Source organism: Pararhizobium sp. IMCC21322 (genome assembly GCF_030758295.1).
GTDB lineage: Bacteria > Pseudomonadota > Alphaproteobacteria > Rhizobiales.
Window position 1 is genome coordinate 3,703,024 of sequence record NZ_CP132335.1, and the last position, 15,822, is coordinate 3,718,845.

The 15,822-nt window shown below is 52.4% G+C and carries 27 protein-coding genes; all 27 read right to left on the reverse strand.

Annotated elements, in window-relative coordinates; translation table 11 throughout:
- Positions 1–2: 2 nt before the first annotated feature.
- Complete coding sequence (locus RAL91_RS17385; protein WP_306257517.1) at positions 3–1,442, reverse strand: DegQ family serine endoprotease; 1,440 nt, start codon at positions 1,440–1,442, stop codon at positions 3–5.
- Between the two features lie 283 nt (positions 1,443–1,725).
- A complete protein-coding gene (gene rplQ / locus RAL91_RS17390; protein ID WP_306257518.1) occupies positions 1,726–2,157 on the reverse strand; it encodes a 50S ribosomal protein L17 in 432 nt (143 codons plus the stop codon).
- A 107-nt stretch (positions 2,158–2,264) separates the two neighbouring features.
- The gene (locus tag RAL91_RS17395) at positions 2,265–3,281 is read right to left on the reverse strand and encodes a DNA-directed RNA polymerase subunit alpha (protein ID WP_306257519.1); all 1,017 of its coding nucleotides are present in this window, start codon (positions 3,279–3,281) and stop codon (positions 2,265–2,267) included.
- A 189-nt stretch (positions 3,282–3,470) separates the two neighbouring features.
- Entirely contained in the window at positions 3,471–3,857 is a 387-nt protein-coding gene (rpsK, locus tag RAL91_RS17400; protein WP_306257520.1) for a 30S ribosomal protein S11, read from the reverse strand.
- Positions 3,858–3,933: 76 nt separating this feature from the next.
- Positions 3,934–4,302: a 30S ribosomal protein S13 gene (gene rpsM / locus RAL91_RS17405; protein ID WP_306257521.1), complete on the reverse strand. Its 369-nt coding sequence runs from the start codon at positions 4,300–4,302 to the stop codon at positions 3,934–3,936.
- Positions 4,303–4,489: 187 nt separating this feature from the next.
- On the reverse strand, positions 4,490–5,068 hold the full coding sequence (locus tag RAL91_RS17410) for an adenylate kinase (RefSeq protein ID WP_306257522.1): 579 nt from the start codon (positions 5,066–5,068) through the stop codon (positions 4,490–4,492).
- Positions 5,065–6,399, reverse strand: a complete 1,335-nt coding sequence (secY, locus tag RAL91_RS17415) for a preprotein translocase subunit SecY (RefSeq protein ID WP_306257523.1) — start codon at positions 6,397–6,399, stop codon at positions 5,065–5,067. The genes RAL91_RS17410 and secY overlap by 4 nt, the downstream gene beginning before the upstream one ends.
- Before the next feature lie 89 nt (positions 6,400–6,488).
- Positions 6,489–6,983, reverse strand: a complete 495-nt coding sequence (gene rplO / locus RAL91_RS17420) for a 50S ribosomal protein L15 (protein ID WP_306257524.1) — start codon at positions 6,981–6,983, stop codon at positions 6,489–6,491.
- A 122-nt stretch (positions 6,984–7,105) separates the two neighbouring features.
- The gene (rpmD, locus tag RAL91_RS17425) at positions 7,106–7,297 is read right to left on the reverse strand and encodes a 50S ribosomal protein L30 (RefSeq protein WP_306257525.1); all 192 of its coding nucleotides are present in this window, start codon (positions 7,295–7,297) and stop codon (positions 7,106–7,108) included.
- 30 nt (positions 7,298–7,327) lie between these two features.
- Positions 7,328–7,876 carry a 30S ribosomal protein S5 gene (gene rpsE / locus RAL91_RS17430; RefSeq protein ID WP_306257526.1) on the reverse strand — a complete coding sequence of 183 codons (549 nt, stop codon included), beginning with the start codon at positions 7,874–7,876 and terminating at the stop codon, positions 7,328–7,330.
- A gap of 63 nt (positions 7,877–7,939) precedes the next feature.
- Entirely contained in the window at positions 7,940–8,302 is a 363-nt protein-coding gene (gene rplR, locus RAL91_RS17435; RefSeq protein ID WP_306257527.1) for a 50S ribosomal protein L18, read from the reverse strand.
- 11 nt (positions 8,303–8,313) lie between these two features.
- On the reverse strand, positions 8,314–8,847 hold the full coding sequence (gene rplF, locus RAL91_RS17440; protein WP_306257528.1) for a 50S ribosomal protein L6: 534 nt from the start codon (positions 8,845–8,847) through the stop codon (positions 8,314–8,316).
- Positions 8,848–8,896: 49 nt separating this feature from the next.
- On the reverse strand, positions 8,897–9,295 hold the full coding sequence (gene rpsH, locus RAL91_RS17445) for a 30S ribosomal protein S8 (protein WP_306257529.1): 399 nt from the start codon (positions 9,293–9,295) through the stop codon (positions 8,897–8,899).
- Positions 9,296–9,307: 12 nt separating this feature from the next.
- Complete coding sequence (rpsN, locus tag RAL91_RS17450; RefSeq protein ID WP_306257530.1) at positions 9,308–9,613, reverse strand: 30S ribosomal protein S14; 306 nt, start codon at positions 9,611–9,613, stop codon at positions 9,308–9,310.
- Positions 9,614–9,648: 35 nt separating this feature from the next.
- Positions 9,649–10,206 carry a 50S ribosomal protein L5 gene (gene rplE / locus RAL91_RS17455; protein ID WP_306257531.1) on the reverse strand — a complete coding sequence of 186 codons (558 nt, stop codon included), beginning with the start codon at positions 10,204–10,206 and terminating at the stop codon, positions 9,649–9,651.
- Positions 10,199–10,516, reverse strand: coding sequence for a 50S ribosomal protein L24 (rplX, locus tag RAL91_RS17460; protein ID WP_306257532.1), 318 nt, complete (start codon positions 10,514–10,516; stop codon positions 10,199–10,201). Before rplX ends, rplE begins: the two co-directional genes overlap by 8 nt.
- Positions 10,516–10,884 (reverse strand): 50S ribosomal protein L14, encoded by a 369-nt coding sequence (rplN, locus tag RAL91_RS17465; RefSeq protein ID WP_306257533.1) that lies wholly within the window; start codon positions 10,882–10,884, stop codon positions 10,516–10,518. Before rplN ends, rplX begins: the two co-directional genes overlap by 1 nt.
- An 87-nt stretch (positions 10,885–10,971) precedes the next feature.
- Positions 10,972–11,205 carry a 30S ribosomal protein S17 gene (gene rpsQ, locus RAL91_RS17470; RefSeq protein WP_306257534.1) on the reverse strand — a complete coding sequence of 78 codons (234 nt, stop codon included), beginning with the start codon at positions 11,203–11,205 and terminating at the stop codon, positions 10,972–10,974.
- A gap of 10 nt (positions 11,206–11,215) precedes the next feature.
- Positions 11,216–11,419 (reverse strand): 50S ribosomal protein L29, encoded by a 204-nt coding sequence (gene rpmC, locus RAL91_RS17475; RefSeq protein WP_306257535.1) that lies wholly within the window; start codon positions 11,417–11,419, stop codon positions 11,216–11,218.
- 33 nt (positions 11,420–11,452) lie between these two features.
- Positions 11,453–11,866: a 50S ribosomal protein L16 gene (rplP, locus tag RAL91_RS17480; RefSeq protein ID WP_306257536.1), complete on the reverse strand. Its 414-nt coding sequence runs from the start codon at positions 11,864–11,866 to the stop codon at positions 11,453–11,455.
- A 44-nt stretch (positions 11,867–11,910) separates the two neighbouring features.
- Positions 11,911–12,609, reverse strand: a complete 699-nt coding sequence (rpsC, locus tag RAL91_RS17485; RefSeq protein WP_306257537.1) for a 30S ribosomal protein S3 — start codon at positions 12,607–12,609, stop codon at positions 11,911–11,913.
- The gene (gene rplV / locus RAL91_RS17490) at positions 12,609–12,989 is read right to left on the reverse strand and encodes a 50S ribosomal protein L22 (RefSeq protein WP_306257538.1); all 381 of its coding nucleotides are present in this window, start codon (positions 12,987–12,989) and stop codon (positions 12,609–12,611) included. The genes rpsC and rplV overlap by 1 nt, the downstream gene beginning before the upstream one ends.
- A 2-nt stretch (positions 12,990–12,991) precedes the next feature.
- The gene (rpsS, locus tag RAL91_RS17495) at positions 12,992–13,270 is read right to left on the reverse strand and encodes a 30S ribosomal protein S19 (RefSeq protein ID WP_306257539.1); all 279 of its coding nucleotides are present in this window, start codon (positions 13,268–13,270) and stop codon (positions 12,992–12,994) included.
- A 9-nt stretch (positions 13,271–13,279) separates the two neighbouring features.
- Complete coding sequence (gene rplB / locus RAL91_RS17500) at positions 13,280–14,116, reverse strand: 50S ribosomal protein L2 (protein WP_306257540.1); 837 nt, start codon at positions 14,114–14,116, stop codon at positions 13,280–13,282.
- Between the two features lie 32 nt (positions 14,117–14,148).
- A complete protein-coding gene (locus tag RAL91_RS17505) occupies positions 14,149–14,442 on the reverse strand; it encodes a 50S ribosomal protein L23 (protein ID WP_306257541.1) in 294 nt (97 codons plus the stop codon).
- Positions 14,439–15,059, reverse strand: a complete 621-nt coding sequence (gene rplD, locus RAL91_RS17510; protein ID WP_306257542.1) for a 50S ribosomal protein L4 — start codon at positions 15,057–15,059, stop codon at positions 14,439–14,441. The genes RAL91_RS17505 and rplD overlap by 4 nt, the downstream gene beginning before the upstream one ends.
- Positions 15,059–15,805, reverse strand: a complete 747-nt coding sequence (rplC, locus tag RAL91_RS17515) for a 50S ribosomal protein L3 (RefSeq protein ID WP_306257543.1) — start codon at positions 15,803–15,805, stop codon at positions 15,059–15,061. The genes rplD and rplC overlap by 1 nt, the downstream gene beginning before the upstream one ends.
- Between the last annotated feature and the right edge of the window lie 17 nt (positions 15,806–15,822).

The window sequence follows — 15,822 nt, forward strand, 5'->3', positions numbered from 1 at the left end:
GACTACCCGCCAACAGAAAAGCGAATGACTCTGCCATCGCGATCCAGCTTGAAACGCCAGACAGAACCGGCACGGCGTGCACGCCGTGCAAGTTGATCGGCACTTTTTATTTTACGATCATTCAATTCAAGGATCATATCACCCGGCCGAAACCTGTATCGCGCGGCAGGCGAGCCCCGTTTCACGGACAACACAACAACGCCGGAATTTTTGAACGAACCGATTTCCTGCGCAAGCGCCGGCGACAAATTGGCAATCGTCGCGCCGGTTAGCGGTGTGCGCCCGGTCAACAATTGTTCATCGCGCGGCACGGTTTCTGGTGGCGCTTTCATGATCAGATTAAACCGGTGACGTTTCTTGCCACGACGGGTTACGAATGAAACCTCATCGCCAAGACGCCGCGTAGCAAGGCGATATCCCAGTTCATCGGGATCTGACAACCGTTTGCCTTCCATCCGAACCAGTAAATCACCGACCCGAACGCCTGCCTTATCAAACGGCCCATCATCAACGATACCAGTAACCAATGCCCCTCTTGGCAAGTTCAGCCCCAGACTGTCGGCAATGTCTGCAGTGACGGGCTGAAACGTCGCGCCCAGCCATGGCCGCTGTACGATGTCGCCCATGTCGGACGCCGCAACGACGACATTCACCATGTTTGACGGAATTGCAAAGCCGATTCCGTTTGATCCGCCGGAGCGCGAGAAGATGGCCGTGTTAATGCCAACCAAATCACCCTCAACATCCACCAGCGCGCCGCCGGAGTTGCCGGGATTGATGGCAGCATCCGTCTGGATGAAGAATTGATAGTCAGTCACACCGACACGCGTTCGGGCCAATGCTGAAACAATACCGCTGGTTACTGTTTGACCGACCCCAAACGGATTTCCGATGGCCAACACGAGATCACCCACCTCCACAGCGTCACTGTCGGCAAATTCCAGATATGGAAAAATCTCACGGCGCCCATCAAGATCGATCCGCAAAATAGCCAGATCAGTCCGTTCATCCTTCAACATGATCTCGGCTTCAAATTCACGCTTGTCAGCCAGCACGACCTTGATGGTGCTGGCATCCTTGATCACATGATTATTGGTGACAACAATGCCGCTTGGGTCAACGATCACACCGGAACCGAGGGAACTTGTTTCCCGCTGTCTGGGCGCACGTGAGCCAGGAGCAGACTCACCAAAGAAACGCCGAAAGAACGGATCATTACCGAACGGCGACCGCGGCCGCTGGCTGATCATTCGTGTTGCATAGACATTGACCACAGCGGGCGCAGCACGTTTGACAATCGGCGCGAAGCTGAGGCGCATCTGTTCCTGGTTCTGCGGTACCGTTTGCGCAAAGGCTGGCGTGAACGGTGACACAGAAAAATGGACAACGGCCAGAACCGCAAAAGCTGAAAGACTGCTGATGAAGCGGTGATGAAGCGACATGATATTTTCCCAAACTGAGGTCAAAGAACCCTAACGAAGTGAGTCTGTCCTTTCCTGCCAGACAAGGCAAAGAAAAAGGCGGCACAAAGGCCGCCTTTACACAGTTTTGCCGAAATCAAATGCGGCTTCCGAACCTGCGTTGAGCGGCTTCGGTTTTTTATTGCGGCAGTCGCACACTTACGTCGCGCCAAGCCTGTTTTTGGTAAATCAGGGCGTTGCACCGGCGCAGAAACCGGCAGACCGTGACCTAGCCTTCGCGACCCAGCCTTCGACCCAGCCTTAATCAGGCAGCTACGGTCTCAGAAGCAACTTCTTCGCTTTCAGCGCGCGCACGATCTCCAGCACCTTTGGCGTCAACATCGCGGTCAACCAACTCGATAACACCAACCGGTGCATTGTCACCAAAGCGGAAGCCCGCCTTGAGAACGCGGGTATAGCCACCCTGACGGTCTTTGTAGCGCTCAGCCAGAGTGTCGAACAATTTGCCAACGGCACCCAAATCGCGGATCTGTGCAATTGCCTGACGACGGGCATGCAGATCGCCGCGCTTTGCAAGCGTGATCAGTTTCTCAACAACCGGGCGAAGCTCTTTCGCCTTTGGCAGAGTTGTCACGATCTGCTCATGAGTGATGAGCGACGCGGACATGTTAGCGAACATCGCCTTACGGTGGCTGGATGTACGATTGAGCTTGCGACCTGATTTGCGGTGGCGCATGGCCCTCTCCTCTTTCTAACGCCCCGGACTTGATGAGGATCCGTTGTGGATCCTCACTTGGTTTCCGGGGACTTCTTAAATTAAGCGGCTTTCACCGCATCTGGTTCTTAGTATTGATCTTCGAAGCGCTTAGCCAGATCATCAATGTTCTCAGGCGGCCAGTTTTCGACTTCCATTCCAAGATGGAGGCCCATGCCAGCAAGAACTTCTTTGATCTCGTTCAGCGACTTACGACCAAAATTCGGCGTCCGCAGCATTTCGCTCTCGGTCTTTTGAATCAGGTCGCCAATATAAACAATATTGTCGTTCTTCAGGCAGTTTGCAGACCGAACAGACAGTTCCAACTCGTCCACCTTTTTCAGCAAGGCAGGGTTGAAGGCCAGTTCCGGTGCCTGATCTTCGACAACCTCTTTCTGAGGCTCTTCGAAATTCACAAAGATAGACAGCTGATCCTGCAGGATACGAGCCGCGAATGCGACAGAATCTTCAGGCGAAATTGAACCGTCAGTCTCGACAGTCATCAACAGCTTGTCATAATCCAGAACCTGTCCCTCGCGGGTGTTCTCGACCTTGTAAGACACTTTGCGAACAGGAGAATAAAGACTGTCAACCGGGATGAGACCAATTGGTGCATCTTCAGGGCGGTTACGCTCTGCAGACACATAGCCCTTCCCGGTATTCACAGTGAATTCAATGCGGATCTCGGCATCTTCGTCCAAAGTGCAGAGAACCAGATCCGGGTTCAGAATTTCGACATCGCCAACGGTCTGAATATCCGCAGCAGTTACAGCACCAGGGCCCTGCTTGCGAACGGTCATCCGCTTGGGACCATCGCCTTCCATCTTCACGGCAATGGCTTTAACGTTCAGGACAATATCCGTAACGTCTTCGCGCACACCTGGAATTGATGAAAATTCGTGCAGCACGCCATCAATCTGGACAGCTGTAACAGCGGCACCCTGGAGGGATGACAGAAGAATGCGGCGCAGGGCGTTGCCGAGTGTCATGCCAAAGCCACGCTCAAGAGGCTCGGCTACGATAGTCGCTACACGGAGCGGCTCGTCACCGGGCTTAACTTCAAGCTTGGTCGGCTTAATCAGTTCCTGCCAATTTTTCTGGATCATATCACAATCCTTTCTCGGCCAGTTCAAAGGCCTTTTTCAGCACCGAAATAGCATCCTGTCGTCACAGGTTGGTTTCGGCAAATTTGCTTCTCGGCTACGGCATCAATTCCAACTGTGGGATTGGAACGACCGGCCAGAAAACACCAGATGGCTGCAGGGACTCGCCCAGCAGCCACAATGCGGTAAACTCTAAACGCGACGTCGTTTAGGAGGACGGCAACCATTATGCGGGATAGAAGTTACATCCCGAATTGTGGTTACTGTAAAACCAGCAGCCTGCAGAGCACGCAAAGCTGATTCACGGCCGGAGCCAGGTCCGCGCACTTGAACCTCAAGGGTCTTCATGCCGTGTTCCTGCGCCTTTTTGGCAGCATCTTCACTGGCAACCTGCGCAGCATAAGGGGTCGATTTACGAGACCCTTTGAAACCCATTGTACCGGCAGAAGACCACGAAATTGTGTTGCCCTGTGCATCGGTAATGGTGATCATTGTGTTGTTGAACGTGGAATTGATGTGAGCCACGCCGGAGATAATGTTCTTTTTCTCGCGGCGACGCACGCGTGCTTCTTTAGCCATTTGGTAGTCCTTTCGATCTCAGCACCGCCGTAAACCAGCGGCTCCACCGAACAATCCGAAGAATGTCAGTAATTAATTATTTCTTTTTACCGGCAATTGCCTTGGCCGGACCCTTACGGGTGCGGGCATTGGTATGGGTCCGTTGACCACGTGTCGGTAATCCACGACGATGACGCAGACCGCGATAGCAGCCCAGATCCATCAGACGTTTGATATTCATAGCCCGCTCGCGGCGCAGATCACCTTCAACCATATAGTCCTGGTCGATGGATTCACGAATCTGCAGAACTTCCGAATCGGACAGTTCGTTCACCCGGCGTTCCACCGGAATGTTGACCTTGGTCACAATTTCCCGAGCTTTCGCGGCACCAATGCCGTGAATATACTGCAGGGCTATGACCACGCGTTTGTTGGTCGGAATGTTGACGCCAGCAATACGTGCCAAAACCGTCTCTCCTTAATGGATCATCAGAACTGTCGCTGATGAAGTAAATCTGCTTCCATTAGAACGAACATGACCACCTCGGCCCCGGTTTTTCCGGCCCCAATGTGGTCAGTCATTCAATGTATTTGCGGTTATCTATAGGAGTTGGGACCGAGTCGTCAACCGCCAATTCCTAATAGATGACCCGTTACGCTATCTCTTTCAAGACCGTCTCGATTGACGCCCTTACTTCGTCCATGGATTGCATACCATCGACGGAACTAAGCAATCCTGTTCCGCTATAATAATCAATCAATGGCTGTGTCTGCTCACGATACACTGACAAACGCTTGGCAAGTGCTTCAGCATTGTCATCCGCGCGCGGACCGCCTTCTGTTTCTTCAGCCCGCTTGACAATACGGTCCAGAAGAATTCCTTCGTCAACGGCAAGTTCAATCACCGTATCCAGTCTCAAACCCTTTTGCTCCAGCATTTCATCCAATGCTTCAGCCTGGGCAACTGTGCGCGGAAATCCATCAAGGATGAAACCCTTTGCACAATCCGGTTCATCAACCCTGTCCGATACAATACCGACGACAACTTCGTCGGATACCAGATCGCCACGGTCCATAATTTCCTTGGCCTGAAGGCCGATTGCTGTCTTGGCTGCAACTGCAGCCCTCAGCATGTCCCCGGTAGACAACTGGGCTATGCCGTGTTGTTCCACCATGAACTGTGCCTGGGTCCCCTTACCTGCCCCTGGAGGCCCCAGCAATATCAATCTCATCTACGTTTTCCCCCGCGCAACTTCGACTTTTTGACAAGCCCCTCATATTGGTGCGCGAGCAAATGGCCCTGCACCTGAGAAACCGTATCCATGGTTACGCTGACCACGATCAAAAGGGAAGTCCCACCAAGGTAGAAGGGAACGCCGGTAGCAGAAATCAAAAATTCAGGAAGAAGACACACAACAACCAGGAATATGGCACCGACCACAGTCACACGGGTCAGAACATAATCAATATAGGTGGCCGTGCGCTCACCCGGACGGATGCCCGGAATAAAGCCGCCATGACGCTTCAGATTATCTGCTGTATCTGCCGGATTGAACACGATGGCAGTGTAGAAGAAACAGAAGAACACGATCATGGACGCGTAGAAAATCATGTAAAGCGGCTGACCGTGGCCAAGCCAGGCAGCAACAGCGTTCAGCCATTCAGGCCCGGTTCCGCTTGCAAAGCCTGCAACAGTCGTCGGCAGCAACAGAAGCGATGACGCAAAGATCGCCGGGATCACACCCGCTGTGTTCAGTTTCAATGGCAGGTGAGACGAATCACCCTGGAACATACGATTGCCCATTTGCCGCTTGGGGTACTGAATGAGCAGACGCCGCTGCGCCCGCTCCACAAAGACGATCAGCATGATTGTGGCAATAGCCAAAACAATAATGATCAGAATGAGTAACGTTGAAATCGCACCCTGACGGCCAAGCTCCAGTGTGCCGGCAATAGCGCCTGGCAGGCCGGCAACAATGCCAGCAAAGATGATCAGCGAAATGCCATTACCAATGCCGCGCGCGGTGATCTGTTCACCCAGCCACATCAGGAACATTGTACCCCCCGTCAGGGAAATGATCGTCGACAGCTTAAAGAACCAGCCTGGATCGGTAACAATATTGGTACCGCCCTCAAGCCCGGCTGCAATACCATAGGACTGAAGCACTGCCAGAAAAACCGTGCCGTAACGGGTATACTGGTTGATCTTTTTCCGGCCCTGCTCGCCCTCTTTCTTCAATTGCTCCAGTGTTGGAACAACTGTCGTCATCAGCTGAATGATAATCGAAGCGGAGATGTAGGGCATGATGCCGAGCGCAAAAATTGCCATCCGCTCAACAGCACCACCGGAAAACATGTTGAACAGACCGATGACACCCTGCTGCGCCTGATCAAAGGCCGCGGCAAACGCATCAGGATCAATACCTGGCAATGGGATGTAGGTTCCAAGCCGAAAAACAAGCAACGCACCCAGTGTAAACCAGATGCGCTTCTTGAGTTCAGTTGCTTTGGAAAATGCGCCAAAATTGATATTTGACGCGAGTTGTTCAGCTGCTGAAGCCATTCATTTTTCTCCAAACACCGCCTAAACAATTCCGGGCTCGCGACAAGAAGAAAGAATTGCCTTCGGCCTGGCTGTCAAACGGGGTTTTATCAGGCGTCGCCACCAGTCTCTTTTGCGTCGGATTTTGTCTCAATGATTGTGACAGATCCGCCAGCTTTTTCTACCGCTGCAAGCGCCGGTTTTGAACCGCCAGCAACTGCAAGCGTAACTTTGCTTTTCAACTCGCCACCGCCAACAAGGCGAATACCGTCTTTTACACGGCGTACCACGCCTGCTGCAATAAGAGCATCCGCGTCTACAGTGTTGCCTGCTTCCAGCTTTCCAGCATCAATTGCTGTCTGAATGCGGCCCAAAGACACTTCGTTGAATTTCTTTGAGAAAATATTGTTGAAGCCACGTTTCGGCAAGCGCCTGTGAAGCGGCATCTGACCGCCCTCAAAGCCCTTGATGGATACACCACTGCGGGACTTCTGGCCCTTGACGCCACGTCCGCCGGTTTTACCCTTGCCGGAACCAATGCCACGTGCGACGCGCATCCGGTTCTTTACAGCACCATCATTGTCCTGAAGTTCATTGAGTTTCATCGTTTCAATTCCAGACTTGCCGCGACACTGACGCCTTCATATCGGCTGATATCGTGTGGCAGATATCGAGGTTCAAGCCACCAATTTCAAGGCGACCATGATTATTGTTTGCAACGTTTAGCCTACTCGACCACCCGAACCAGATGGCTGACCTTGCGGATCATGCCCCGGATAGCGGGTGTATCTTCAAGTACAGACTGGCGTTGCATCTTGTTAAGGCCAAGACCCACAAGCGTTGCGCGCTGTTCCTGAGGACGCCGCAATGGGCTTCCCGTTTGAACAACCGTAACAGTATTTTTCTTGCTATCAGCCATGATGGCCTCCACTCAATTCTATTGGGAAGCCTAAGCTTCCGCCACTTCGCCGCCTTCAGCCGGTGTACGGCGAGACTGCAATGTTGATACCTTGATCCCACGACGAGAGGCCACGCTGCGCGGGCTGTTCTCATTCTTGAGAGCTTCGAAGGTTGCCCGGATCATGTTGTAAGGATTTGACGTCCCAACAGATTTCGCAACAACATCCTGAACACCCAGGGTTTCGAAAATCGCACGCATTGGTCCGCCAGCAATAATACCGGTACCGGCAGGTGCCGACCGCATTGTCACACGTCCTGCTCCGTGACGACCGGATGCATCATGATGCAATGTCCGACCTTCGCGCAGCGGCACACGGATCATGCCGCGTTTCGCAGCTTCAGTCGCCTTGCGGATTGCCTCGGGAACTTCACGAGCCTTACCGTGACCAAAGCCAACACGACCTTTCTGATCACCGACAACCACCAAAGCGGCAAAGCCGAAGCGACGGCCACCCTTGACCACTTTGGCCACACGGTTGATGTGTACAAGCTTATCGACGAATTCGCTGTCGCGCTCTTCACGATCTCTGCCAGCCATGTTCACTCTTTCCAATTCTGTGGGAACCAGTCCCAGTTAGTATCAATCAGGCCTTAAACAGCCTTAGAATTCCAGGCCACCTGCACGGGCAGCATCTCCAAGCGCTTTCACGCGACCGTGGTAGATGAATCCACCGCGGTCAAACACAACCTGCTTGACGCCAGCAGTGGCTGCACGTTCTGCAACCAGCTTGCCAACGGCTTCAGCCGCATCCTTGTCAGCGCCGGTTTTCAGACCGGAGCGCAGCTCTTTATCCAAAGAGGAAGCCGCAGCAAGTGTCTTGCCAGCCGCATCATCAATGATCTGAGCGTAAATGTTTTTAGACGACCGGTGTACGCTCAAACGCGGACGACCAGTTGAAGTCTTGTGAAGCGAACGACGAACACGGGCGCGACGACGTTCAAAAAGTGTCATATTCTTTGCCATGATATCAGCCGCTACTTCTTCTTGCCTTCTTTGCGGAAGATGTATTCATCCGCATATTTGACGCCTTTGCCCTTATAGGGCTCAGGCGGACGATATTTGCGAATTTCAGCCGCAACCTGACCGACCTTCTGCTTGTCTATGCCAGACACACTGATTTCAGTGGGCTTTGCACAGGCAATCTGAATGCCTTCAGGAATTTCATACAGAACTTCGTGGCTGAAGCCGAGCGCCAATTGCAGGTTCTTGCCCTGCACGGCTGCACGGTAACCAACACCGTTGATCTGCAATTCTTTTTTGAAGCCCTCTGTAACCCCAATCATCAAATTCTCGATGATTGTGCGGGACATACCCCACATGGCACGCGCCTGGTTAGAACTATCAACCGGCTTCACTTCAATGCCATCATCACCCATGGATGCAAGTACCTTATCAACCAATACGGCTGACAATTCACCCTTGGGGCCTTTGACGTTGACCTGCTGGCCATCAATCGTGGCTGTTACCCCCGTAGGGACCGCCACTGCTTTTTTACCAATCCGAGACATCTGACTTACCTGTCCAATTCCCGTTAAACTTCACGACCATGCCAGTGTCTTAGAAGACGCGGCACAATACCTCACCGCCAATATTCTGGGTCCGTGCTTCATGATCGGCCATCACGCCACGCGGCGTAGACACGATAGAAACACCCAGTCCATTAGCAACCCGGGGAATACCATCTGCACCGGCGTAAACACGACGGCCAGGTTTGGATACCCGTTCGATTTTCTGAATAACAGGGTCGCCATCAAAATATTTCAGTTCGATCTGAAACTCCGATTTACCCTTGTCGTACTCAACTTCACTATAGCCACGGATGTACCCTTCAGACTGAAGCACATCCAGAACACGTGCACGCAACTTGGATGCAGGTGTTGAGCAGGAGCTCTTACCGCGCATCAGAGCGTTGCGAATACGGGTCAGCATATCGCCGAGTGGATCAGACATTGACATGACTGTTTCTCCTTACCAGCTGGACTTGACGAGGCCAGGCACTTTGCCGGCGGAACCAAGTTCACGCAGCGCGATACGCGACATTCTCAATTTACGATAGAAACCACGCGGACGTCCGGAGACTTCGCAGCGGTTACGAACACGAGTTTTAGATGAATTGCGAGGCAATTCAGCCAACTCCAAATGGGCCAGAAACCGTTCCTCAGCAGGAACACTCTCATCCCGTGTTTTCGCCTTGAGGGCAGCACGCTTCGCAGCATACTTGTCCACCAGTTTACGGCGATCATTATTCTTTTCAACAGCGCTTTTTTTAGCCATGCGTCTTAGTCCTTAGCGACTCGTTTCCAAATCCCTTACTTAGGGAATGGAAAGTTCAATGCCTTGAGCAATGCTCGTGCTTCATCATCATTATCTGCAGTTGTACAGACAATAACGTCCATGCCCCAAACCTGCTCCACCTTGTCGTATTCGATTTCGGGGAACACGATATGCTCTTTAATGCCCATGGCAAAATTGCCATTTCCATCAAAGCTCTTCGGGTTCAGACCACGAAAGTCACGAACGCGTGGCAGTGCGATTGTTACCAACCGATCCACAAATTCATACATTCTGGTCTTACGAAGGGTGACCTTCGTACCAAGGGCCATGCCATCACGAACTTTAAAGCCAGCGATAGATTTACGAGCTTTTGTAATAACAGCCCGCTGACCAGCGATCAGTGAAAGATCCTCGGCAGCTGCCCGAACCTTCTTCTGATCACCAACACCTTCGCCGATGCCCATATTGATCACGACTTTTTCAAGCGCTGGAACCTGCATTGGGTTCTTGTAACCAAACTCTTCAATCAGTTTAGCGCGAATAACGTCGTTGTAATGCCCTTTAAGCCGGGCTTGCGTTGCAACATCAGCCATCGATCATTTCTCCGGAACGCTTCGCAAAGCGAACCTTCTTGCCATCATCATTTGTCTTGAAACCAACACGGGTCGGCTTGCCATCCTTGGGGTCTTCCAATGCGAGATTGGACAACTGGATAGCTGCTTCCTTGTTGATAATACCGCCTTCAGTGTCCTGTGTCTGACGCTGATGCCGCTTCACCATATTAATACCGGTTACGAAAGCACGGCCATCTTTTGGTACGACCCGGATAATCTCGCCACTGCGACCCTTATCCTTGCCGGTCAGAACCACAACGCGGTCGCCTTTTTTCAATTTAGCAGCCATTAGAGCACCTCTGGCGCGAGCTGGATGATTTTCATGTGGTTCTTGGCGCGCAGTTCGCGTGGGATCGGACCAAAAACGCGGGTGCCAATTGGCTCCTTGTTATTGTTCACGATCACAGCTGCGTTTCCGTCGAAACGGATTACGCTGCCATCGGCACGGCGCAGATCCTTACGGGTCCGCACAACAACAGCTTTCAGCACGTCGCCTTTTTTAACACGGCCCCGTGGAATAGCCTCTTTAACGCTGACGACAATAATGTCGCCCACGGATGCATATTTGCGCTTGGAACCACCAAGCACCTTGATGCACTGCACACGACGTGCGCCGGAATTATCGGCCACCTCGAGGTTGGTTTGCATCTGAATCATAACTGGCTGCCTTTATGTTGTTGAACAGCAATTTCCGACTGCTGAACGTTCCAGTTGTTTGCTCCCGGTGAAATCAAAATCGCCTGCTTAAGCGTTTTCGACCACAATCCAGGTCTTGTCTTTCGAAATCGGCTTGGTTTCCTCAATGGATACCAGTTCACCGGTTTTGCGCTGATTAGTCTCATCATGCGCTTTATACTTTTTGGACCGACGCACAGTCTTTTTCAAAAGTGGGTGCGTAAAACGACGCTCCACTTTGACAACTACTGTTTTGTCGCTTTTGTCGCTGACAACGACGCCCTGCAAAATACGTTTTGGCATCGAGGCCTCCTTAGCCTACCGCAGCAGCGGCACGCTTTTGCGTGGCTACTGTATTAATCCGCGCGATATCCCGGCGTAACTGCCGAAACCGTGCTGTGTTCTCCAACTGTCCCGTCGCACGTTGAAAACGCAGATTGAACTGCTCTTTTTTCAACTTAACGAGCTCATCAGCGAGCTCGTCGACGGTCTTAGTTGCCAAATCATCTGCCTTCATGGCTCAAACCTTCACCAAATTCTCTAGTCTCGGCTATTCGCCGATACGCTGCACAAAACGGGTCTTGATCGGCAGTTTTGCTGCCGCCAGACGAAACGCTTCGCGCGCAACTTCCGGTGTTACACCGTCAATTTCAAACATGATCCGACCCGGCTTTACACGGGCGGCCCAATAGTCCGGCGAACCCTTACCTTTACCCATACGGACTTCGGTAGGTTTGCTGGATACTGGAACATCCGGGAAAATACGGATCCAGACACGGCCTGCACGCTTCATATGACGTGTCATTGCACGACGAGCAGCTTCGATCTGTCGCGCTGTAATACGCTCTGGTTCCAATGCTTTCAAGCCAAAAGCACCAAAATTCAGATCTGTTCCGCCTTTTGCAAGACCGTGGATACGGCCTTTATGCGCTTTGCGGAATTTTGTTCGCTTCGGTTGCAGCATAATTGCCTGCCCTCGCTCTTATTTCTGTATCTTCGACCCAGCGCTTACGCTGATGGTCGACGACGATTTGCTTCAGGACCTTCGTTCATACGACGCTCGGACGCCATGGGATCGTGTTCCATGATTTCGCCCTTGAAGACCCAAACCTTAATTCCAATGATACCGTAGGCCGTAGAGGCTTCGTAGGTTCCATAATCGATATCAGCACGCAGCGTATGAAGCGGGACCCGCCCCTCACGATACCATTCAACACGAGCGATCTCGGCACCGCCAAGACGACCGCCACAATTGATCCGGATGCCTTCAGCGCCAAGGCGCATGGCATTTTGAACAGCACGCTTCATGACACGGCGGAAAGAAGCACGACGCTCCAACTGCTGAGCAATCGACTGAGCGATCAAATTCGCATCAACCTCTGGCTTGCGCACTTCAACAATGTTGAGATGCACATCAGACGTGGTCATTGCGCCGATCTTCTTGCGCAGTTTCTCGATGTCTGCACCCTTCTTGCCAATCACAATGCCTGGACGGGCGCTGTAGATGGTGACACGGCACTTTTTGTGCGGACGCTCGATGACGATTTTTGAAACAGCAGCCTGTTTCAATTCAGCTTCCAAAAACTTGCGAATGCGCATGTCCTCATGAAGCAGAACGCCATATTCACCAGTGTTGGCGAACCAGCGTGAATCCCATGTCCGGTTGATGCCGAGGCGCAGGCCAATCGGGCTTACTTTATTTCCCATTAAGCTGTCTCCTCAACTTCACGAACAACAATCGTCAGATTTGCAAAAGGTTTTATGATGCGGCCAACCCGGCCACGAGCACGTGGCTGCCAGCGCTTCATAACGATGCTTTTACCGACATAAGCCTCAGACACAACCAGCGCATCTACATCAAGATCGTGATTGTTTTCAGCGTTTGCAATTGCGGACTCAAGCCCTGCCTTCACACTGGAAGCGATACGACGGGGCGAGAAAGAGAGTTCGGCCAAAGCCTTTTCAACCTTCTTGCCGCGGATCGTTGCCGCAACCAGGTTCAGTTTCTGGGGGCTGACGCGCAGATTGCGTACGACCGCTTTCGCCTGGCTGTCACCCAATACGCGTTCGCGTTTTGACTTACCCATGATTACTTCCTCTTCGCCTTCTTATCGGCGCCGTGACCGTAATAAGTGCGGGACGGAGCAAATTCGCCAAATTTATGGCCAATCATATCTTCCGAAACCTGCACCGGAATGTGCTTATGACCGTTGTAAACGCCAAAGGTCAGACCAACGAACTGCGGCAAGACAGTGGAGCGACGGCTCCAGATCTTGATCACGTCGTTGCGACCCGAAGCCTGAGCTTTCTCGGCCTTTTTCAACAGATATCCGTCGACAAACGGACCTTTCCAAACAGAACGTGCCACTATGAACCTCTAACGACCTTTGCGCGCATGACGCGAGCGCAGAATGAATTTATCAGTCGCTTTGTTGCGACGTGTCTTCTTGCCTTTTGTCGGCTTGCCCCAAGGCGTAACCGGATGACGACCACCCGATGTACGACCCTCACCACCACCATGTGGGTGATCGACCGGGTTCATGGCAACACCACGAACACTTGGACGACGGCCCAACCAGCGGGATCGGCCGGCTTTACCAAGGCTGATATTGCCGTGATCCGGGTTTGAAACCGCACCAACTGAAGCGATACAGGCAGATGGTACACGGCGCTGTTCGCCTGAATTCAGACGAATGACAGCATAACCGGAATCACGACCAACCAATTGCGCATAAGCACCGGCTGAGCGAGCGATCTGACCACCCTTACCAGGCTTCATTTCCACATTGTGGATAATGGTTCCAACAGGCATGGCACCCAATGGCATGGCGTTGCCAGGTTTCACGTCTGCTTTTTCGCTGGCAATAACCTTGTCACCAACCTGCAAACGCTGTGGTGCCAGAATATAGGCCTGCTCACCATCGCTATATTTGATCAGCGCGATGAAAGCGGTGCGGTTTGGATCATATTCCAGACGCTCTACAGTCGCTTCAACGTTCAGTTTCGTGCGTTTGAAATCAATCACACGATAGGTACGCTTGTGACCACCACCACGACGGCGTGATGTAATGCGACCTGTATTGTTACGACCACCGGATTTGGAAAGTCCCTCAGTCAAAGTTTTGACTGGTTTACCCTTCCAAAGGCCGGACCGATCCACAATCACCAGCTGGCGCTGGCCCGGTGTATTCGGTTTGAACTTTTTCAATGCCATTGTTCTTGCCTATTCCCTTGTCGCAACCCGGCCTAAAGACCGGTCGTTACGTCGATGGTCTCACCGTCTTTCAACGTGACGACTGCTTTTTTCACGTCAGACTGGCGACCTTTGATACCGCGAAAGCGTTTGACCTTGCCCTTACGGACAAGTGTGTTGACCTTCTCGACCTTCACACCAAACAGTTTTTCGACTGCAGATTTGATTTCTGGTTTCGTCGCTGTCGGTGCCACGTTGAAAACAACTTGATTATGCTCGGAAGCATTGGTTGATTTCTCGGTGATAACCGGGCTGACGATAACGTCATATGCGGACAGCTTGATCATTTGAAACGCTCCTCAAGTGCACCAAGTGCAGCCTTTGTCAGAACCAGAACGTCACGACGCAGAATGTCGTAAACATTAATGCCCTGTATTGGCAGCACATCGAGCTGCGCAATGTTGCCGGCAGCACGTGCGAAGTTTTCATTCACCTCTGCGCCGTCAATCACCAATGCGTTGCTCACACCCAATTCCTTCAGCTTAGCTGTCAGAACCTTTGTCTTTGCGTCGGAAAGATTTGCATCTTCCAGCACGATCAACTCGGAAGCCTTGGCTTTTGTAGACAAAGCATGTTTCAGAGCCAGCGCCCGAACCTTTTTCGGAAGATCCGTTGCATGGTCACGAACAACGGGACCAAATGCACGGCCACCAGAACGGAACTGAGGCGCCTTTTTATTGCCGTGACGCGCGCCGCCAGAGCCTTTTTGCTTAACAAATTTCCGTGTCGAGCCAACAACATCACCACGGTTCTTCACCGCATGCGTGCCAGCACGACGCTTGGCCAGCTGATAGCGGACCATACGGTGCAGAATGTCAGTGCGTGGCTCAAGACCAAACACGTCATCTGCAACAGAGACGGACCCCGCATCGGCGCCATCAAGTGTTTTAACAGCGAGTTTCATTATTCTGCACTCTCTTCGCTAGCTGGCGCTTCTGCAGGCGCTTCTTCAGCAACAGGAGCCGTAGCGGATGCGCGAATGGCAGCCGGCATTGGAGCCTCAGCAGGAAGTGTGCGCTTGATCGCGTCAGAAATCATGATCCAGCCGCCCTTGGCACCGGGAACAGAGCCCCTTACCAGGATAAGTCCACGGTCTGCGTCTGTCTTTACGACAACCAGGTTCTGGGTGGTCACACGCTCAGCACCAAGATGGCCAGCCATCCTCTTGCCTTTGAAAACCTTGCCCGGATCCTGACACTGGCCGGTAGAACCGTGTGCCCTGTGGGAGACTGATACACCGTGAGAAGCACGCATGCCGCCAAAATTGTGACGCTTCATCGCACCGGCAAAACCTTTACCGATCGATGTGCCCACAACATCCACATATTGTCCGGAGACAAAATGGTCAGCGGTGATTTCTGCACCCACATCAACCAAACTGTCTTCGCTTACGCGGAATTCAGCCACACGACGCTTCGGCTCAACATTAGAGGCAGCAAAATGCCCCCGAAGAGCTTTCGGCGTGTTTTTAACCTTGCGGGTACCAACGCCGAGCTGAAGGGCTGTATAGCCATTCGACTCCACTGTACGTTGAGCCACAACTTGGCAATTGTCCACTTTAAGGACAGTTACCGGAATGTGTTCCCCAGCGTCGCTATAGACGCGGGTCATACCCATTTTTTGTGCGATAACACCAGAGCGCCTGGTCATCTTCATTCCCCCGCCGC